This is a genomic window from Nocardioides insulae DSM 17944 (assembly GCF_000422825.1).
Lineage (GTDB): Bacteria > Actinomycetota > Actinomycetes > Propionibacteriales > Nocardioidaceae > Nocardioides > Nocardioides insulae.
On the sequence record NZ_KE383928.1, the window covers coordinates 379121 to 397955 of the forward strand.

18 protein-coding genes are annotated in these 18835 nt (G+C 71.4%); 14 read left to right on the forward strand and 4 right to left on the reverse strand.

Features of this window, described 5'->3' with window-relative positions; all coding sequences use genetic code 11:
- Positions 1-90 precede the first annotated feature (90 nt).
- Entirely contained in the window at positions 91-981 is an 891-nt protein-coding gene (locus tag G515_RS0111965; RefSeq protein WP_051218320.1) for an HAD family hydrolase, read from the reverse strand.
- A 165-nt stretch (positions 982-1146) separates the two neighbouring features.
- Here G515_RS0111965 and G515_RS0111970 point away from each other — a divergent pair, with 165 nt between their 5' ends.
- The 7 genes from G515_RS0111970 to hemB all read left to right on the forward strand — a co-directional run bounded on the left by G515_RS0111970 (position 1147) and on the right by hemB (position 9117).
- Positions 1147-2766 (forward strand): AMP-binding protein, encoded by a 1620-nt coding sequence (locus G515_RS0111970; RefSeq protein WP_028660323.1) that lies wholly within the window; start codon positions 1147-1149, stop codon positions 2764-2766.
- A 14-nt stretch (positions 2767-2780) separates the two neighbouring features.
- Positions 2781-3038, forward strand: a complete 258-nt coding sequence (locus G515_RS0111975) for a glutaredoxin family protein (protein WP_028660324.1) — start codon at positions 2781-2783, stop codon at positions 3036-3038.
- A gap of 159 nt (positions 3039-3197) precedes the next feature.
- Positions 3198-3863, forward strand: a complete 666-nt coding sequence (locus G515_RS0111980; protein WP_028660325.1) for a redox-sensing transcriptional repressor Rex — start codon at positions 3198-3200, stop codon at positions 3861-3863.
- 103 nt (positions 3864-3966) lie between these two features.
- A complete protein-coding gene (locus G515_RS0111990; RefSeq protein WP_028660326.1) occupies positions 3967-5235 on the forward strand; it encodes a glutamyl-tRNA reductase in 1269 nt (422 codons plus the stop codon).
- On the forward strand, positions 5232-6182 hold the full coding sequence (gene hemC / locus G515_RS0111995) for a hydroxymethylbilane synthase (RefSeq protein WP_028660327.1): 951 nt from the start codon (positions 5232-5234) through the stop codon (positions 6180-6182). The genes G515_RS0111990 and hemC overlap by 4 nt, the downstream gene beginning before the upstream one ends.
- 162 nt (positions 6183-6344) lie before the next feature.
- Entirely contained in the window at positions 6345-8006 is a 1662-nt protein-coding gene (locus G515_RS0112000) for a bifunctional uroporphyrinogen-III C-methyltransferase/uroporphyrinogen-III synthase (protein WP_028660328.1), read from the forward strand.
- A gap of 124 nt (positions 8007-8130) precedes the next feature.
- Positions 8131-9117: a porphobilinogen synthase gene (hemB, locus tag G515_RS0112005; RefSeq protein WP_028660329.1), complete on the forward strand. Its 987-nt coding sequence runs from the start codon at positions 8131-8133 to the stop codon at positions 9115-9117.
- A 108-nt stretch (positions 9118-9225) separates the two neighbouring features.
- On the opposite strand, the gene G515_RS23935 is transcribed toward hemB, so the two are convergent.
- Positions 9226-10674, reverse strand: a complete 1449-nt coding sequence (locus G515_RS23935; protein WP_051218322.1) for a lytic murein transglycosylase — start codon at positions 10672-10674, stop codon at positions 9226-9228.
- A gap of 210 nt (positions 10675-10884) precedes the next feature.
- Here G515_RS23935 and hemL point away from each other — a divergent pair, with 210 nt between their 5' ends.
- From hemL to ccsB, 6 genes are read left to right on the forward strand one after another with little or no spacing between them, the layout of a single operon-like run.
- Positions 10885-12213, forward strand: coding sequence for a glutamate-1-semialdehyde 2,1-aminomutase (gene hemL, locus G515_RS0112015; RefSeq protein ID WP_028660330.1), 1329 nt, complete (start codon positions 10885-10887; stop codon positions 12211-12213).
- Entirely contained in the window at positions 12210-12896 is a 687-nt protein-coding gene (locus G515_RS21115; RefSeq protein WP_036555471.1) for a histidine phosphatase family protein, read from the forward strand. The genes hemL and G515_RS21115 overlap by 4 nt, the downstream gene beginning before the upstream one ends.
- A 2-nt stretch (positions 12897-12898) precedes the next feature.
- Complete coding sequence (locus G515_RS0112025) at positions 12899-13708, forward strand: TlpA family protein disulfide reductase (RefSeq protein ID WP_245565375.1); 810 nt, start codon at positions 12899-12901, stop codon at positions 13706-13708.
- Positions 13701-14456, forward strand: a complete 756-nt coding sequence (locus G515_RS0112030) for a cytochrome c biogenesis CcdA family protein (RefSeq protein WP_028660332.1) — start codon at positions 13701-13703, stop codon at positions 14454-14456. Before G515_RS0112025 ends, G515_RS0112030 begins: the two co-directional genes overlap by 8 nt.
- Complete coding sequence (gene resB / locus G515_RS21120) at positions 14453-16198, forward strand: cytochrome c biogenesis protein ResB (protein WP_084653506.1); 1746 nt, start codon at positions 14453-14455, stop codon at positions 16196-16198. Before G515_RS0112030 ends, resB begins: the two co-directional genes overlap by 4 nt.
- Complete coding sequence (ccsB, locus tag G515_RS21125) at positions 16195-17259, forward strand: c-type cytochrome biogenesis protein CcsB (RefSeq protein ID WP_051218323.1); 1065 nt, start codon at positions 16195-16197, stop codon at positions 17257-17259. The genes resB and ccsB overlap by 4 nt, the downstream gene beginning before the upstream one ends.
- 55 nt (positions 17260-17314) lie before the next feature.
- Here ccsB and G515_RS21130 read toward each other — a convergent pair whose 3' ends face one another.
- Positions 17315-17560, reverse strand: a complete 246-nt coding sequence (locus tag G515_RS21130; RefSeq protein WP_036555472.1) for a hypothetical protein — start codon at positions 17558-17560, stop codon at positions 17315-17317.
- Between the two features lie 44 nt (positions 17561-17604).
- Here G515_RS21130 and G515_RS0112050 point away from each other — a divergent pair, with 44 nt between their 5' ends.
- Entirely contained in the window at positions 17605-17859 is a 255-nt protein-coding gene (locus tag G515_RS0112050) for a DUF4229 domain-containing protein (protein ID WP_028660333.1), read from the forward strand.
- Positions 17860-17896: 37 nt separating this feature from the next.
- Here G515_RS0112050 and G515_RS0112055 read toward each other — a convergent pair whose 3' ends face one another.
- Positions 17897-18784, reverse strand: a complete 888-nt coding sequence (locus G515_RS0112055) for a 1,4-dihydroxy-2-naphthoate polyprenyltransferase (protein ID WP_028660334.1) — start codon at positions 18782-18784, stop codon at positions 17897-17899.
- Positions 18785-18835 lie beyond the last annotated feature (51 nt).

Here is an 18835-nt window from a genome sequence, read left to right on the forward strand (position 1 = left end):
TCCCGCCGAGTCGGCGCGGAGGGCGAACGCCGACCAGATCGGAGGGGCCGGGTCGGCTCCCCCGAGCGGGGTCGCCGGGTGCTGGGGCGGTCAGTGCCGCAGGGTGCGGTGGACGGCCACGCCGGCGGCTACCGCGCCCGTGGCCATGCCGCCCAGCCCGGCGGCGATGACCCCTGCCCGGGCGGCCTTGCGCCCGGTGCGGTAGTCACGGATCCGCCAGCCGTGTTGGCGGGCGTGCGCTCGCAGGGTGCGGTCGGGGTTGACCGCGCACGGGTCGCCGACCATGGAGAGCATCGGCAGGTCGTTGGCGGAATCGGAGTACGCCGAGCAGCGGCTCAGGTCGAGCGCCTCCCGCTCGGCGAGGGCTCGGACCGCCTCGGCCTTCGCGGGTCCGTGCAGCAGGTCTCCGACGAGTCGTCCGGTGTAGACGCCGTCGACGTGCTCGGCGACCGTGCCCATCGCACCGGTGAGGCCGAGCCGTCGGGCGATCAGGCCGGCGATCTCGATGGGGGCCGCGGTGACCAGCCACACCCGCTGACCCTGGTCGAGGTGCAGTTGTGCCAGCGCGCGGGTGCCGGGCCAGATCCGGTGGGCCATCAGTTCGTCGAAGATCTCCTCGCCCACGCTCTCCAGTTCGCTCACGGTGTGGCCGGCGATGAAGCCGAGCGCGGAGTTACGGGCGTCCGCGACGTGTGCCGGATCCTCCACTCCGGCCACCCGGAAGTAGGCCTGCTTCCAGGCGGCGCTGAGCAGGTCGCGGGTGGTGAAGAAGTGCCGCTGGTGCAGGCCACGGGCCAGGTGGAAGATGCTGGCGCCCTGCATGATCGTGTTGTCGACGTCGAAGAAGGCCGCCGAGTCCAGCTGCGGAGGATGATCGAGCGCGATCTCGACCTCGGCGTTGGCGGCCGCGGCCTCACCGGCCAGCGCCGAGCGGCGCTTGAGGTCCAAGCGTCGCTTGCTGGTGGTCCGCCGCGCAGTCACGGGGTCACTCTAGGACGTGGCGGGTAACGCCCGGCCGCCGTGAGCAGGAGATGGGATCGGCAGAACGTCGGGGTCGCCGAGGCGATGGTGCCGGCCCACTGGGCGAGGGTCGAGCCGGCCCTCGGACCATGGCCCGGCTGTGGTCCCTGTGACAAGATCACCGGCATGTCCGCGATTGGTCGACAGCCCGGCCGGGTCGGTGTCGCCGATCTGGTCGAACTCGCTGCCGCCGAGCAGCCGGACCGGCTCGCCCTGGTCGAGTCCGGAGGCCGCAGCCTCACCTGGGCCGAGCTCGAGGTGGAGGTCGCCCGCGTCACCACCGGACTCGGGGCGCAGGGGGTGGTGGCCGGTCACCGCGTGATGATCGCGATCGGCAACCGGCTCGAGTTCGTCACGACCTACCTGGCGGTGCTGCGCGCCCAGGCGGTCGCCGTACCGGTCGATCCGCACAGCGAGCCCGCCGAACTCGCCCGCATGCTCGCCGACTCGGGGGCGAGACTGGTGGTGGCCGACGGCAACGGTGTGGTCCAGGTCCGCCTGGCCGTCCCCCGGACGCCCGATGCCGTGACCGGGGGCGCCCCCTCAGCGGACCCCTCGGCCGGCCCGCGGGTGGTCGTGGTCGGTGCGCCCGTCCACCCGGGCGAGCACGAGTACGCCGAGCTCCGGGCCGCTCCGCCGACCCTTGCGCCACCCCTGCTGGACCCGGAGCATCTGGCCGTTCTCCTCTACACCAGCGGCGCCTCGGGGCGTCCGCGGGCGGCGATGCTGACCCACCGGGCGCTGTTGGCCAACATCGACCAGGTGGCCGGGTTCGATCCGCCGCTGATCCGGGGTGACGATGTGGTGCTCGGCGTCCTGCCGCTCTTCCACGTCTACGGCCTCGGGGCGGTGCTGGGCGGTGCACTGCGTCAGCACGCGAAGCTCCTGCTGGTCGAGAGCTTCGACCCGCACGCCACCCTCGACGTGATCGACGACGAGGCCTGCAGCGTGGTCCCCGTCGCCCCGCCTGTCGTGCAGGCCTGGCTGGGGGAGGAGGACCTCGAGGCACGGTTGGGCCCCGTCCGCGTCCTCCTCTCCGGTTCGGCGCCGTTGGGGGCCGACATGGTGGCCGAGCTGCGCCGGCGCACCGGTCTGATCGTGCACCAGGGCTATGGCCTCACCGAGGCGGCGCCGGTGGTCACCAGCACGCTGAGCTCGACCACGGCCAGGCCTGGATCGGTGGGCGCCCCGCTGCCCGGTCTCGAACTCCGGCTCGTCGACGAGGCCGGAACGCCGGTGACCGACGGCGACCCGGGCGAGATCGAGATCCGCGGACCCAACCTGTTCAGCGGCTACTGGCCCGACGGCGTCGATGCGCCCGCCGCCGACGGCTGGTGGGCCACCGGCGATCTGGGCTACCTGGACGACACCGGAGATCTTCGGCTGCTCGACCCGGCCGACGACGTCGTGTTCGTCTCCGGGTTCCCCGTCTACCCCGCCGAGGTCGAGGACAGCCTGCTCGAGCTCGATGAGGTCGGCGAAGCGGCGGTGATCGGCGTCTCCGACGTGCTCACCGGCCATGCCGTGGTCGCCTACCTCGTTCCGGCCGACGGCGCTCTGCCCGCCGACTTCGTCGCCCGGGCGGAGGAGCACTGCCGGGAGCGGCTGGCGCCGTTCAAGCGCCCGACCCGGTTCGAGAGCGTCGAGGCGTTGCCGCGCACCTTCGCCGGGCGGGTCAAGAAGGGGCGGTTGCGCAGCCTCGACCGGCACCGTCGGGACGACGCCGCGACCGCTGACGCCCCGTGAGAGACTCCCGATCGATGAGTGAGCCCTCCGCCCGCGTGACCTTCTACACCCGGTCCGGGTGCCATCTGTGCGACGAGGCCAGGGCGGTCCTGGCTCGGGTGTGCGACGAGCTGGGGGAGAGGTTCGACGAGGTCGACATCGACACCGACCCCGACCTGCGGCGCCGTTTCACCGACGAGGTTCCCGTCACGTTCGTCGACGGGCGACAGCACGACTTCTGGCGGGTGAGCGAGGCCAGGCTCCGCGCGGCGCTGCAGGCGCGACCGCGCTGAGTCACCCCTGGGTGAGAGGAAGCTGACGGCTGTGGAAGGATCCGTGGGTTTCACTCGGTTTGTTCTCAGGTTCACAAACTCCTAAAGTGGTCGGGTCGCCGGGCGGCCCCAGGGCGGTCAGCCACCCCCGCCCGCGGCGAGCCGCATGAAAGAGTTGACGTGACCTCACGGACACCAGCCGAGACCGCCCGGGATATTCCCGAGGCGACCGTCGCTCGGCTCCCGGTGTATCTGCGGGCGCTCATCTCGCTCATTGAGCACGGCATCTCGACCTGCTCGAGTGAGGAGCTCGCCAGGGCGGCAGGGGTCAACAGCGCCAAGCTGCGCAAAGACCTCTCCTACCTCGGCAGCTACGGCACTCGCGGGGTCGGGTACGACGTCGCCTACCTGCGCTACCAGATCGCCCGGGAGATCGGGGTCACGCAGGACTGGCCGGTCGTCATCGTGGGGATCGGCAACCTCGGACACGCGTTGGCCAACTTCTCCGGGTTCCGCAGCCGGGGATTCCGGGTGGTGGCCCTGCTGGACGCCGATCCGGCCAGACAGGAGGAGTCGGTGTCGGGTATCCGGATCAGGCCCTTCGATCACCTCGAGACGATCGTGGCCGAGCACTCGGTCGCGATCGGCGTGATCGCGACCCCCGCCCATGCCGCGCAGGACGTCGCCGACCACATGGTCACCTCCGGCATCCGCAGCATCTTGAACTTCGCGCCGACCGTGCTGTCGGTGCCCGAGGGGGTCGACGTACGCAAGGTCGACCTGTCCATCGAACTGCAGATCCTCGCCTACCACGAGCAGCGCAAGACCCAGGGGGAGAGCGCATGAACCCGCGATCCGTCGAGCGGCACCCGAGCGTGCCGGCATCACAGAAGAGGCGTCAGATGGAGCAGCGCACCAGCACCGGGGTCGAGATCGGGGCGGTGCGCGGATGAGCGTGCTCGTCGTCGGAATCTCGCACAACTCCGCGCCGGTGACCCTGCTGGAGCAGGTCGCTTTGGACCCCCCCGGAGTGGCCAAGCTGCTCGCCGAGGTGTCCGCGTGTGAGCACGTCAACGAGGCCACCGTCGTCTCCACCTGCAACCGACTGGAGATCTACACCGACGTGGAGCGCTTCCACGGGTCGGTGGAGGAACTCTCCCGGCTCCTCGTCGAGCGCGCCGGCACCCGGGTCGAGCAACTGCTCCCACACCTGTACGTGCACTACGACGACGGTGCCGTGTCCCACCTGTTCCAGGTCGCCGCCGGGCTGGACTCGATGGCTCTCGGAGAGAGCCAGATCCTGGGACAGGCGCGCGAGGCACTGCGGTTGGGGCAGGAGCAGGGGGCCGTCGGCCCCGCGCTGAACGTCCTGTTCCAGCAGGCGCTGCGGGTGGGCAAACGCTCGCACGCCGAGACCGACATCGACCGGGCCGCCCCCTCCCTGGTGACCGCCGCACTCGCCGACGTCGGTGGTGCTGAGGGCAAGCGGGTCGTGATCGTGGGCGCCGGGGCGATGGCCGGACTGGCCACCGCCACCGCCTCGCGGGCCGGTGCCGCGGAGATGGTCATCGTCAACCGCACGCCCGCCCGGGCCGAGCGGCTCGCGGCCGAGTACGCCGGGCGGGCGGCTCCGCTCAGCGCCCTGGCCACGGAGATCGCCGACGCGAACCTGGTGATCACCTGCGCCGGTGCGCGCCGCGTGCTCGTCGACGTCGACATGGTCGGGCCGCGTCCCGACGGGCTCGGCGTGATCGACCTGGCCCTGCCGCACGACGTCGACCCCGAGGTCGCACAGCTGCCAGGCGTCACCCTGGTGGGGCTCAAGGAGCTGGCCGAGGAGCTGGCCAACAGCGAGGCCGCCCAGGACGTCGCCGCCGTACGCGAGATCGTGACCCAGGAGGTCGGTGCGTTCCTCAGCGCCCGCCGGCAGGCCAGCGTGACCCCGACCGTGGTGGCGCTGCGCTCGATGGCGACCTCGGTGGTCGACTCCGAGATGGCCCGGCTCGACGGACGCCTCGTCCTCGACCCGGCCGCGCGCGCCGAGGTGCTGCACACCGTCCGCCGCGTCGCCGACAAGCTCCTGCACGAGCCGACCGTCCGGGTCAAGGAGCTGGCCAACGAGAGCGGTGCCGTGTCCTACGCCGCCGCCCTGGCCGAGCTGTTCGCGCTCGACCCCGAAGCGGTCTCCGCGGTGACCCGTCCCGAGGGCCTCGCATGAGCGCTGCCACCACCGGACTCGGCGTGGTCCGCATCGGCACCCGCCGGTCCCGACTCGCGCGCACCCAGACCGGGCACGTCGCGACCCGTATCGAGGCGCTCGGCTTCGGTGTGGAGCTGGTCGAGATCGTCTCCGAGGGCGACCGCAGCCAGGCCGCCGGTACGCCGCTGGCCGGCTCCTCCTCGACCGGGGTCTTCGTGAACGCGCTGCGCGACGCCCTCCTCTCCGGGGAGATCGACGTCGCCGTGCACTCGCTCAAGGACCTTCCGACCTATCCGGCCCAGGGCATCGCGCTGGCCGCGATCCCGCCGCGCGAGGACCCCCGCGACGCCGTCGTCGCGCGCGACGGGCTCACCCTGGCCGAGCTGCCCGCCGGCTCCAAGGTCGGCACCGGATCGCCGCGCCGAGTGGCCCAGGTGGCCGCGCTCGGCCTCGGTTTGGAGCTGGTCGGTCTGCGTGGGAACGTTGACACCCGTATCGGGAAGGTCCGATCCGGGGAGCTCGACGCCGTCGTGCTCGCCCGGGCCGGACTGGCCCGGATCGATCGACTCGACGAGGTCACCGAGGTGCTCGACCCACTGCAGGTGCTGCCGGCCCCCGGCCAGGGCGCGCTGGCGATCGAGTGCCGCGCCGGTGACCCCTTGGCCGGCTCCCTGGCCGCGATCGACGACGCCCCCACCCGGGCAGCCGTCGAGGCGGAACGGGCACTGCTGGCCACCCTCGAAGGCGGCTGCTCGGCTCCCGTCGGCACCCTCGGCGAGGTGGTCGAGGGGGAGGAGGGCCCGGAGCTGTGGCTGCGGGCAGTGGCCTCCGCGCCCGACGGGAGTGTCGCCATCCGCCGCTCGGCCACCGGGCCGGTCGCCGCGGCCGCCGAATTGGGTCGCAGGCTCGGGGCAGAGATGCTCGCCGAGGGTGCGACCGAACTGATCAGACCTCCGGCCGGCTGAGCCGGCCACCCAAGCGTCCGGGCGACCGGGCACCCGCCGTACCGGCGGACACGACCCACCCCGCGCGGGACGTGAGCAGGACCAAGCCACTGAACAAGCATTGACAAGGGCGGCAGACCCCACCAGCGAGCCGCTCCCGAGCTGGAACAAGGTGCACGAGGCATGACCAACAAGACCACTCCCGACCAGGCCGACGGCGCGACTCGCGGCTGGGTGTCGTTCGTGGGCAGTGGGCCCGGTGACCCCGCGCTGCTGACCGTACGCGCGGTCGAGCTGCTGGAGCAGGCAGACGTCATCGTCACCGAGGCCCCCGAGCACGAGCAGATGGCCCGCACGGTGCTGCAGCTCCCCGCTGTCGACGACGAGGCCGAGGGGACTCCCGCCGACACCACGGCGCCGCTCTTCGTCGACGGTGGCTTCGGTGAGGACGGCCAGCCGCTGACCCACGCCGCCCGCGCCAAGGTGGTGACCAAGCACGCCAAGAAGGGCCTGCGGGTGGTCCGGTTGATGACCGGAGACCCCTTCCTCTATGCCTCCGGGCCCGAGGAGGCGCAGTCCTGCACCCGCGCCGGGATCGGCTTCGAGATCGTGCCCGGCATCTCGTCGTTCAACGCCGTTCCGGCATACGCCGGTATCCCGCTGACCACCAAGGACCACCGCGAGGTGGCCGTGGTGACCTGCGGCGAGAAGATCGATTGGAGCCAGTACGCCGACAACCGCACCCTGGTGCTGCTCTCCGGCGTGGGCCTGATCGGTGAGATCTCCCGCGAGCTGATCGCCGCCGGCCGCTCGCCGCAGACCCCCGTGGCGATGACCCGGGTCGGTACGACGACCGAGCAGGCCACCGTGACCTCGACGCTGGCCGACATCGCCGCCGACGCGCGTGCCGCACGGATGGCGCCTCCCGCCGTGATCGTGGTGGGCAAGGTGGTCAGCCTGCGCGAGACCCTCTCCTGGTTCGAGACCAAGCCGCTGTTCGGCTGGCGGGTCCTGGTGCCCCGCACCAAGGAGCAGGCCCCGGTGCTCTCCACCAAGCTGCGGGGCTTCGGCGCCGTACCCGAAGAGGTCCCGACCATCTCGGTCGAGCCCCCGCGCAATCCGCAGCAGATGGACAAGGCGGTCCGCGGCCTCGTCGAGGGCCGCTACGAGTGGATCGCCTTCACCTCGATCAACGCGGTCAAGGCGGTGCGCGAGAAGTTCGAGGAGTACGGCCTGGACGCCCGCGCCTTCTCCGGCCTCAAGATCGCCGCAGTCGGGGAGAAGACCTCCCAGTCGCTGCAGGCCTGGGGCCTCCGCCCCGACCTGGTCCCCGAGGACAACCAGTCCGCGGCCGGCCTGCTCGAGGTCTGGCCCGAGTACGACGAGGTCCTGGACCCCATCAACCGGGTCTTCCTCCCGCGTGCCGACATCGCCACCGAGAACCTCGTGGCGGGCCTGATCGACCTCGGTTGGGAGTGCGACGACGTCACCGCCTACCGCACCGTCCGCGCCTCGCCGCCCCCGGCGCCGACCCGCGACGCGATCAAGACCGGCAAGTTCGACGCCGTGGTCTTCACCTCCAGCTCGACGGTCCGCAACCTGGTCGGCATCGCCGGCAAGCCGCACGCCTCGACGATCATCGCGGTGATCGGCCCCGCCACGGCCAAGACCGCCGAGGAGCACGGCCTCCGCGTCGACGTCATCGCGCCCTCGCCCAGCATCGAGGCCGTCACCGACGCCCTCGCCGACTTCGGCGCCGCCCGCCGGGCCGGGCTGATCGAATCCGGCCAGCCCGTCACCAGGCCCTCCGAGCGCAAGCCCGCCAGCCGGCGGCGCAAGGCCTGAGTTCGACCCGGCCCGGTCGCGCCTGGGCGTGGCAACGCCCGGCCAGTGCACTTTTCCCCGGTTGACCGGGAAAAGTGCAAATGGGCCACTTCCCATCCACACCCGCGACGGTAGGAGGAGCAGCATGAGCGAGATCGAGGTTCCTGTGATCCGGCCCCGGCGGCTGCGGACCACGCCGGCCCTGCGCCGGATGGTGGCGGAGACGTCGGTGGAGGCCCGGCAGCTGATCCTGCCGGTCTTCGTCCGGGAGGGGGCGACCGAGCCGGTGCCGATCTCCTCGATGCCGGGCGTCGTGCAGCACACCCGGGATTCGCTGAAGGCGGCCGCGGCCGAGGCAGCCGAGCTCGGGCTGGGCGGGATCATGCTCTTCGGGGTGCCCACCGCCAAGGACGCGGTCGGATCCGGTGCGATCGATCCCGACGGGATCCTGAACGTCGCGATCGCCGATGTCGTCGGCGAGATCGGCGACGCGGTCACCGTGATGAGCGACCTGTGCCTCGACGAGTTCACCGATCACGGTCACTGTGGGGTCCTCGACCGGCACGGCCGGGTCGACAACGACCGGACCCTCGAGGTGTACGCCGAGATGGCGCGCGCCCACGCCGAGGCCGGCGTACACATGGTGGGCCCCTCCGGGATGATGGACGGTCAGGTGGCGGTGATCCGGTCGGCCCTCGATGCGGCCGACCACCACGACGTGTCGATCCTGGCCTACTCGGCGAAGTACGCCTCGGCGTTCTACGGTCCGTTCCGCGAGGCGGTCGACTCCTCGCTCCAGGGGGATCGCCGTACCTACCAGCAGGATCCGGCCAACGCCCTGGAGGGCGTCCGGGAGGCGCTGCTGGACGTCGCGGAGGGCGCCGACCTGGTGATGGTCAAGCCGGCCCTTCCGTACCTCGACGTGCTGCGACAGGTTCGCGACGCCGTCGACGTGCCGGTGGCGGCGTACAACATCTCCGGCGAGTACGCCATGCTCGAGGCGGCCGCGGCGCAGGGCTGGATCGACCGCGAACCAGCCATCCTGGAGACCCTCACCTCGATCCGCCGGGCCGGCGCCGACGTGATCCTCACCTACTGGGCCAGCGAGGCCGCCCGGCTGCTGCAGCGCTGATCGGCCGCCCCCAGCGCTGGGTCAGCCCTTCCGACGCGAGGGTCCCGCACGACGAGGATCGCAGACGCCGGTGATCGACGAGTGGCCACCGGCGAGCCGGTCGGGCGCTCAGGGGGTGGTGCTGGGAGCGGTGGACTCCGGCGTCGGCTGCTTCGTCTCCTGGGCGGGTGCGCTCTCGGTGGGAGTTTCGCTCGGCGTAGGCGTCGGCGTGGGCTCGACGGCGTCCGGGTCGACCAGGCAGCGCTCGTCCTCCGGGGTGGCCGGGTCGTCCGCAGCGTCCGGGTCGGGGTGCTCCAGGATCGGTAGCTCGTCCGCTCGGGGCTCACAGACCTCGGGCTCGGGCTCCTCCGGCGTGGGGTCCGGCTTCGGGTCTGGCTTGGGCTTGGGGGAGGAGGGCGACGGCGCCGGCTTGGGGTCACTGCCCTTGATCGGCGTCGTGGCCGGCTTCTCCTGACCGGTCGTGCCCGTCGTGGCGCTCGGCTCGCCGGTCGGCCCGTCGTCCTGCCCCGGCTTGACCTGCCCGTGCTTGTCCGAGTGTCCCTGCTCGCCCTGGGTGCCGCCGTGGGCGCCCGGTCCGCCCGCGGCGACCGCGAGCTGGTCGCCGTCACGCTTTCCGTCACCCTTGCCGTTGCCGGCCCCGGCGTCGTCTCCGCCGGTCGCGGGCTCACGTGCGGTGACGACGGTGTCGGAGGAGGGCACGGTGTTGGTCGGCACGCTGGTGAACTCGCCGTCGAGGTAGGAGTTCATCACCGCCAGCACGGTCTCGACGTAGGAGGTGCTGTGGTTGTAGCGGAAGACCGCGGAGCGTCGGCCGGCGTCGGTGGAGAGGTCGTCGTCGCCCGAGCAGAGGTAGACCGCGCTGGCCAGGGCCGCATCGTGCACGTTCTGTGGGTCACGGACGCCGTCGCCGTCGCCGTCCACGCCGACGACCGACCAGGTGGAGGGGATGAACTGCATCGGGCCGACCGCCCGATCCCACCGGGGATCACGGTCGTACTGCCCGCCGTCGGTGTCGGCGATCGCGCGAGTGCCCGAGGTGCCGTTGAGGGGGAGTCCGTAGATGCCCGGCGAGGCGGCGCCCTCGGCGTCGAGGGCGTTGCCGCCGTAGCGGCCGTGGTTGGACTCGACCTTGCCGAGGGCGGCGATCAACTGCCAGGAGAGGTGGCACGAGGGGTCGGCACGATTGATCACCGTGCCGGCGCGCTGATAGGCGGCCAGGGCGGCGGACGGGATCCCGGTCAGGCTCGCGGACCGGGCGGAGGCCGGCGAGACCCGCTGGCCGGCGCCCTGCATCGCGGCCGCCCGCTCCACCTTGTCCTGGGTCACCAGCACAGGGTCGCTGAGGCTGGCGGGTACGACGGGCGCCTCGGCGGCCGGAACCGCCCCGGAGACGACATCGGACGGGGTCGTGTCGGCGGTGGAACTCTCGGCCAGAACACGGCTCGCGTCGGCGGCCCCGAGGTCCACACCGGTGAGGCTCACCGTCCACGCACCCGAGAGCACGGCCAGCGGCAGCAACACGGACGCCTTCTTCAAGCGGGCGGAACGCTGCGACATAGGCTGCTTTCGTAGTGCCGGACACGACCCGACGTGGGCCATTTCACCTCTCCCCTGAATCGTGGCATGGCCGCGCGCGAGGGGCAACGGGGCGTCTCGCCGTACCCTGGATGGAGGATGAGGTGTTCCGAGGTGTGAGACGGCTCTCAGCCCAGGCGTCGGGAAAGCCGCGAAGAGGATTTCCTTGAACCGCTGCTACAGAATGACACGGTGCGCCGATCCGACACTGACAGCAGAGTCTCCGAGGCTCTCTTCGCACGAGCCCGTGCCGTGACGCCCGGGGGAGTCAACTCCCCGGTGCGTGCCTTCAACGCCGTCGGCGGCACGCCGCGCTTCATCCGGTCCGGGTCCGGCGCCTGGCTGACCGACGTGGACGGCAACGAGTACGTCGACCTGATCTGCTCCTGGGGCCCGATGCTGCTGGGGCACGCCCACCCCGAGGTCCAGGCGGCGGTCCAGGCCGCGGTCGCGCGCGGCACGTCGTACGGCACGCCCACCGAGCCCGAGGTCGAACTCGCCGAGGAGATCGTCGCCCGCACCGCGGCCGAGGAGGTCCGACTGGTCACCTCCGGCACCGAGGCCACCATGTCGGCGATCCGTCTCGCACGCGGGTTCACCGGTCGAGACGTCGTGGTGAAGTTCGCCGGTTGCTACCACGGGCATGTCGATGCGCTGCTGGCCAGCGCCGGGTCGGGGTTGGCCACCTTCGCGGTGCCGGGCACCCCCGGCGTGCCCACCAGCAGCACCGACCTCACCGTGGTCCTGCCCTACAACGACCGTGCCGCGGTCTCCCGCGCCTTCACCGAGTACGGCGACCGGATCGCCTGCCTGATCACCGAGGCCGCCCCGGGCAACATGGGCCTGGTTCCACCCGAGCCGGGGTTCAACGCCTTCCTCGCCGAGACCTGCCGCGCCCACGGCGCCCTGTTCATCTCGGATGAGGTGATGACCGGTTTCCGCGCCTCCCGGCAGGGACAGTGGGGGCTGGACGGCGCCGTGGAGGGCTGGACGCCCGATCTGTTCACCTTCGGCAAGGTGATGGGCGGCGGCTTCCCCGCCGCGGCGTTCGGCGGCCGGGCCGAGGTGATGCGCCACCTGGCTCCGGAGGGCGGCGTCTACCAGGCCGGCACCCTCGCCGGCAATCCGGTCGCCACCACGGCCGGGCTCGCCACCCTGCGGCTCGCCACCCCCGAGGTCTATCAGCACCTCGAGGCCACCGCGACGGTGATCAAGGACGCCGCCGCCTCCGCCCTGGTCGAGGCCGGCGTCGCGCACGTGGCGCAGTCGAGCGGCACGATGTTCTCGATCTTCTTCACCGACCGGCCGCAGGTCCGTGACTTCGCGGACGCCTCGTCGACCGATTCGGCGGCCTACGGCGCCTTCTTCCATGCCATGCTCGACGCCGGCGTGCACCTGCCGCCGTCCGCCTACGAGGTGTGGTTCGTCTCTGCCGCCCACGACGACCGAGCCGTCCAGCGAGTGCTGGACGCCCTCCCGGTCGCGGCCCGCTCGGCCGCCGCGGCCCAGGAGTCCCGATGAGCACCGCCGACCGTGCCGACACAGTCGTGCATCTGGTGCGTCACGGCGAGGTGCACAACCCGGAGGGCATCCTCTACGGGCGCCGGGACGGCTACCACCTCTCCGCCCTCGGCCAGAGGATGGCCGACCGGGTCGCCGAGCGGCTCGGCGAGCACGACATCGTGCACGTGCGCTCCAGTCCGCTCGAACGGGCGCGGGAGACGGCCGCACCGCTCGCGGAGGTCCGCGAGGTGGAGGTGGAGATCGACGACCGCGTCATCGAATCGCTCAACACCTTCGAGGGGCTGCGGTTCGCCGGCCGCGACAACGCGTTGAAGGACCCGCGCACCTGGCGGCACCTGTGGAACCCCTTCCGCCCGTCCTGGGGTGAGCCCTACCGCGAGATCGCGGCCAGGATGTTCGCCGCCATCCGCGACGCCCGTGACGCCGCCCGCGGGCACGAGGCGGTCATCGTCTCCCACCAGCTGCCGATCTGGACCGCCCGGCTCGCCGCCGAGAAGCGCTCCTACCTGCACAACCCCCGCTCGCGGCAGTGCACCCTGTGCTCGGTCACCTCGTTCCACTTCACCGGCGACGAACTGACCCTGCTCTCCTACCACGAACCCGCCGGGGACCTCATCCCCGCCGGCGACCGCTCGGCGCCCTTCTCGGCCGGAGACGCCCCCGAGGAGAAGAAGCCGTAACGATGTCCCGATTCAACCTGCGCGAGCGTGTCCTGCTCGCCGGTGGGCGCAAGCGCCAGGATCCACCCGCTGCGCCTGACACGCTGCCGCGCGCCAACCTGCGCGAGCGTGTCCTGCTCGCCGGGGGGCGCAAGCGCCAGGATCCACCCGCTGCGCCTGACACGCTGCCGCGCGCCAACCGGCGCGAGCGCGCCAACCCGCCCGAGCGTCCCGGCCGCCCGATGGGGGCCGTACGCCGCCGCCTGGCCGCCGTCCTGGCGGCCGGTTCGGTGGTCGCGCTGGCCGCCTGCTCGGGAGCCGACGGCACGAACGAGGCCGGCTACATCACCGGTGACGGCCAGGTCTCCTACACCGCGGTCGCGGAGCGGGACGAGCCGGTCGACCTCAAGGGCGATTCGCTCACCGGCGACGCCGAGCTCGACGTGGCCGCCGACCGCGGCAAGGCCGTCGTGGTGAACGTCTGGTGGTCCGGCTGCGGGCCGTGCAAGCGGGAGCTGCCGATGCTCCAGCAGGCCGCCGACGAGCTCGAGGCCGAGCGACCGGGCGAGGTCGCCTTCGTGGGCGTCAACACCCGCGACCTCGACCCCGCCCAGGGACAGGCCTTCGAGCGCAGTACCGGGGTGAGCTACCCCTCGATCTACGACCCGTCCGGGAAGGCGCTGCTGGCCTTCCACGGGCAGGTGCCGCTGTTCGCCATGCCCGCCACCGTCGTCCTGGACGACGAGGGCCGGGTGGCGGCCGTCATCCGCGGCGAGATCCCCAGCAAGACCACGCTCACCGAGGTGGTCGAGGACGTGATCGGCGATGACTGACGGGCTCCAGGAGGTAGCGGCCTCCGGGTCGCTCGTCCTCGCCGTCCCGCTCGCCGTGGTGGCCGGGCTGGTGTCGTTCTTCTCGCCGTGCGTGATCCCGCTGGTGCCGGCGTACTTCTCCTACACGACCGGACTCTCCGGTGCCGACCTCGCCGAGGGCAACGCCTCCCGCCGCCGGCTGGTCGCCGGTGCGTTGCTCTTCATCGCCGGCTTCTCCGTGGTCTTCGTGCTGCTCGGACTCGCCGCCGGCGGGCTCGCGACCTGGTTGGTCTCCTATCAGCGGGAGCTCACCGTCGTGCTCGGCCTGGTCGCGATCCTGATGGGACTGGCCTTCCTCGGGGTGGTGCCGTGGCTGCAACGTGACGTCCGCGTGCACAGCGTCCCCGCCGTCGGCCTCGGTGCTGCCCCGGTGCTGGGCTTCCTCTTCGGGCTCGGCTGGACGCCGTGCATGGGCCCCACCCTGGGCGTCATCTCCACCCTCGCGGCCAACGAGGGCACCGCGGCGCGTGGGGGAGTGCTGCTCGCCTTCTACGCCATCGGTCTGGGCATCCCGTTCCTGCTCTTCGCGCTGCTGTGGCGCCGGATGCTGCGCACCCTCGCCTTCGTCCGGCGCCACCAGCGCTGGGTGACCGGCTTCGGTGGCGTGTTCATGATCCTGATCGGACTCGCCCTGCTCACCGGCTGGTGGGACTACGCAGTGCAGTGGCTCCAGATCAACCTCGTCAATGGGACCACGGTGATGGTATGACCAGCCCCGAGACCGACACCGGTCCGGAGACCACCCCCGGCACCGGTCGGGAAACAGAGCCCGCCGGGTCGGCGGACTCCGGCGGCAAGCAGCGCAAACCGCGCCGGGCCGGCGAACTGAACGCGGTCGAGTTCGCGCGCTGGGGGTGGCGCCAGCTCACCTCGATGCGGACCGCGCTGGTGCTGCTCCTGCTGCTCGCGCTGGCCGCCGTACCCGGGTCGATCGTCCCGCAGGAGGGGGTCGACTCCCTCAAGACCTCCAACTGGCAGGACGCCCACCCCAAGCTCACCCCGATCTATGAGCGGCTGGGGCTCTTCGACGTCTACTCCTCGCCCTGGTTCGCGGCGATCTACCTGCTGTTGATGGTCTCCCTGATCGGGTGCATCCTGCCGCGCACCAAGGTCTACTGGAAGGCGCTGCGGGCCCAGCCGCCCGCAGCCCCCCGCCATCTCGACCGCCTGCCCGCCTCCACGTCGTACACGACCGACGAGTCGCCGGAGGAGGTGCTGGCCCGGGCGCGGACGCTGCTCAAAGGCAAGCGCTACCGGCTCCGACGCACAGGCGCCGGTGCAGGCGCCGGCGTCGATGGAGCGGACGCCGTCAGCGCCGAGCGTGGCTACCTGCGCGAGGCGGGCAACCTGCTCTTCCACGTCTCGATCATCGTGGTGCTGGTGGGCTTCGCGATGGGCAGCCTGTTCGGCTACAAGGGTGGCGTGATCGTGGTGGCCGGCCAGGGTTTCTCCAACATCGGCCAGCAGTACGACGAGTTCCAGCCCGGCAGCCTCTTCGACGAGGACTCGATGGAGCCGTTCTCCTTCACCATCGACGACTTCGACGTCAACTGGATCATGGACGGCCCACGCGCCGGGATGGCGCAGAAGTTCGTCTCCCACATCTCCTACACCGAAGAGCCGGGCGCGGAGGAGAAGACCTACGACCTGCAGGTCAACCACCCGTTGCAGATCGGTGACACCGAACTCTTCCTGATCGGTCACGGCTACGCCCCGGTGCTCACCGTGCGCGACGGCGAGGGCAACATCACCTACTCCGGCCCGACCATCTTCCTGCCCGAGGACGAGAGCTTCATGTCCTTCGGCGTGGTCAAGGCGCCCTACGCCGAACCCGAGGGCATCGGTATGCGCGGCCTGTTCTTCCCCTGGTACATGATGACCGACGAGGGTGATCCGACCACCCTGATGGGAGACGACCGCAACCCGCTGGTCTCCCTCAACGTCTGGAAGGGCGACCTCAACCTCGAGTCCGGACCGCAGTCGGTCTACGTGCTCGACACCTCCAAGGCCGACCAGCTGATGGGTGAGGACGACGTCCCCTACCGGATGGACCTACAGGTCGGGGACACCAAGCAGCTCCCCGACGGGCTGGGCAGCGTCACCTTCGAGGGCGTCCAGCCCTGGAACAAGCTGCAGATCAGCCAGACCCCCGGCAAGGAGCTGGCGCTCGGCGGCGTCATCCTCGCCCTGATCGGGCTGCTCGGTTCGCTGTTCATCCGGCCCCGACGGGTCTGGGTGCGCGCCCGTCGTACCGAAGAGGGCACACTGGTGGAGGTCGCCTCGCTGGACCGCTCCGGCGGCGGTGACCCGGACGTGCTCGTGGCCCGCCTGGTCACCGAGCTGGCGCCGGAAGGCACCGGAGCCGCCGAACCCCGTGGGTCCACTGAGCCCGCTGAGCCCGCTCAGCCCGAGAACCCAGACAACCCCGAGAACCCGGAGAAGAAGTCATGACCGACGCGTCCTGGGAAGTCCTCTCCAACCAGGCGCTCGCCGCGGCGGGGGTCGTCTACTTCCTCGCCCTGCTGTGCCATCTGGTCGAGTGGGCGGCGCTGCTGGGCAAGGACAAGCAGCGGGCCGCCGCTCCCGAACTGGTCGCCGCCGGCCAGGCCGGCCCGGACACGGTCGCCGCCGACTCCACCGAGGGCGGTACGACGGAGGCCACCGGCTCGGGCCCCGACCTCGACCACCGCCGCGCGTTCTTCGGCCGGCTGGGGCTGCTCCTCACCATCGTGGCGACCTGCTGTCACGGCGTGTCGCTGGTGGGCCGGGGCATGGCCGCCGACCCCAACCGGGTGCCGTGGGGCAACATGTACGAGTTCACCGTGGCCGGCACCTTCGTGCTCTCGGTGGCGTATCTGGCGCTGTACCGGAAGTTCAAGCTGGCCTGGCTGGCCCCGCTCGTCCTGATCTTCAACCTGGCCTGCCTGATGATCGCCGTCATCTGGCTCTACGACCCGGTCGCCCCGCTGACCGAGGCGCTCAACTCCTACTGGCTGGTGATCCACGTCGTCTCGGCGGTGATCGCCACCGGCGCCTTCAGCCTGGCCGGCCTACTTTCGATCGTCTACCTGCTCAAGCTGCGCAAGCCGGGTGCGACGACCGGCCTGCTCGCGCACGTGCCCTCGACCGACGTCTTGGAGCGCACCTCCTACCGCATCCACGCCTTCGCGTTCCCGGTGTGGACCTTCGCCGTCCTCATCACCGGGCCGATCTGGGCGCACGAGGCCTGGTCCCGCTACTGGAACTGGGACCCCAAGGAGGTTTGGGCCTTCATCACCTGGGTCGTCTACGCCGGCTACCTGCACGCGCGCGCGACCGGCGGCTGGCGGGGCCGCAATGCCGCCTGGATCTCGCTGATCGGCCTGGCTTCGCTGTGGTACAGCTTCATCGGCGTCAACTTCTTCAACGACGCCTCGCAGCACTCCTATGCCGGCTCGCTGCCCGCTCCGACCACCGCCGTCGTCCAGACCGTGGATCAACCCCTCGCACCGGCGCCCACGGCGAACCTGTAGGGCCGTCCCGGCGGAGGGCCGATCACCTCGCCGGTGCCGGGGTCAGCCATCCGGCTCAGTTGTCGGGGTCGTTGCCCATCCGCTTGCGGTCGAGCTCGCGGAGGAACTCCTCGTCGTCGTCGGGGGCCACCGGTCTTCCCTGCTGACGTCGCGGCAGACGGCTCTGGACCTGGCGCTGCATGCGCTCGAACGGGGCCTGGTAACGCCCCTCGGATCTCGGCGTACTCCGCTGGTCCATGGCCCGGACCATGACGTAGGTGACCGCCGCGATCACCATCACCACCAGCAGGAACATCCACACGTCTCGATCATAGATCCAGCACGGCTAACCTCTACCCTGGTCGGGTGAAGCAGTTCCTCGTCTACTCCGGCCTCCGGCTCCTGTTCTTCGTCGTGGCCTACGCCCTGGTCGCCGGGATCTGGTTGGTGGTGACCCAGGACGCCGCGCCGTTCTTCTGGACCCTGGTGATCGCGCTGATCCTGAGCGGGATCGCCTCCTTCGTGCTCCTGGAGCGGCAGCGCGTCGAGTTCGCCACCCGGGTCGAGAAGCGGGCCTCCAACGCCATCGAGAAGATGCGTTCCAGGGAGGACGAGGACTGAGCGCCTCGCCCGAGCGTCCGCTCGGCGTCAGACCGGGTCAGGCCAGGAACAGGGGTACGGCGACAAGCACGCCCCACAGCAGTTCGGCGCTGCCGGTCTTCTGCAGCACCGGGATGAGGGCGGGACCGACCGCCCCGCGCAGCACGGTGGCCGCGCCGCGACCGGCAGGGACCAGGAAGAGCAGGGCGACCAGGGCCCACCAGGTCGTGACGGCGGCGACGGCAAGGAGCGCGACCGCCGCCAGCGCGATCAGCAGCGCGTAGAACATGCGGGTACGCCGCTCGCCGAGCCGCACCGCCAGGGTGCGCTTCCCGGCCTCGATGTCGGTGGGGATGTCGCGCAGGTTGTTGGCGACCAGGATCGCGCAGGCCAGTGCGCCCATGCCGACGCCGGCGTACCAGGCCGCCGGCTCCCAGCTGAGGGTCTGCACGTAGGTGGTGCCCACGACGGCGATCAGCCCGAAGAAGACGAAGACCATCACCTCGCCGAGGCCGTAGTAGCCGTAGGGGTGTCGGCCCCCGGTGTAGAACCAGCCGGCCAGGATGCAGAGGACCCCGACGGCCAACAGCCACCAGGCGGTCGCGGCGGCCAGGCCGAGCCCGGCCAGTCCGGCCACGCCGAAGGCGAGGAAGGCGGCCCGCTTGACCGCGCTCGGCGAGGCCAGTCCGGAGCCGGTCAGCCGGAGCGGACCGACCCGATCGTCGTCGGTGCCGCGGATCCCGTCGGAGTAGTCGTTGGCGTAGTTGACCGCCACCTGCAGCGCCAGCGCCACCACCATGGCCAGCGCCGCCCGCCACCAGATGTCGGCGGGGTCGCTCCACGCCCCGGCGTACCCCGCCACCCCGGTGCCGGCGATCACCGGGCTCACCGCGGCCGGAAGGGTCCGGGGCCGCGCCCCGGCGATCCACTGTGCTGCTGTTGCCACAAGGGGCTATTCAACACCCGCACCGGATGGCCGCCCGGTGCGGGGGCAGGG

What these genes read in the sequence shown, in the direction of transcription:
- G515_RS0111975 (WP_028660324.1), top strand. Translation starts at nt 2,781, where the DNA reads ATGAGTGAGCCCTCCGCCCGCGTGACCTTCTACACCCGGTCCGGGTGC.
- G515_RS0111990 (WP_028660326.1), top strand. Translation starts at nt 3,967, where the DNA reads ATGAGCGTGCTCGTCGTCGGAATCTCGCACAACTCCGCGCCGGTGACC.
- G515_RS21115 (WP_036555471.1), top strand. Translation starts at nt 12,210, where the DNA reads ATGAGCACCGCCGACCGTGCCGACACAGTCGTGCATCTGGTGCGTCAC.
- G515_RS23935 (WP_051218322.1), bottom strand. Translation starts at nt 10,674, where the DNA reads ATGTCGCAGCGTTCCGCCCGCTTGAAGAAGGCGTCCGTGTTGCTGCCG.
- hemC (WP_028660327.1), top strand. Translation starts at nt 5,232, where the DNA reads ATGAGCGCTGCCACCACCGGACTCGGCGTGGTCCGCATCGGCACCCGC.
- resB (WP_084653506.1), top strand. Translation starts at nt 14,453, where the DNA reads ATGACCAGCCCCGAGACCGACACCGGTCCGGAGACCACCCCCGGCACC.
- G515_RS0111970 (WP_028660323.1), top strand. Translation starts at nt 1,147, where the DNA reads ATGTCCGCGATTGGTCGACAGCCCGGCCGGGTCGGTGTCGCCGATCTG.
- hemB (WP_028660329.1), top strand. Translation starts at nt 8,131, where the DNA reads ATGAGCGAGATCGAGGTTCCTGTGATCCGGCCCCGGCGGCTGCGGACC.
- G515_RS0112000 (WP_028660328.1), top strand. Translation starts at nt 6,345, where the DNA reads ATGACCAACAAGACCACTCCCGACCAGGCCGACGGCGCGACTCGCGGC.
- G515_RS0112030 (WP_028660332.1), top strand. Translation starts at nt 13,701, where the DNA reads ATGACTGACGGGCTCCAGGAGGTAGCGGCCTCCGGGTCGCTCGTCCTC.
- G515_RS0112025 (WP_245565375.1), top strand. Translation starts at nt 12,899, where the DNA reads ATGTCCCGATTCAACCTGCGCGAGCGTGTCCTGCTCGCCGGTGGGCGC.
- ccsB (WP_051218323.1), top strand. Translation starts at nt 16,195, where the DNA reads ATGACCGACGCGTCCTGGGAAGTCCTCTCCAACCAGGCGCTCGCCGCG.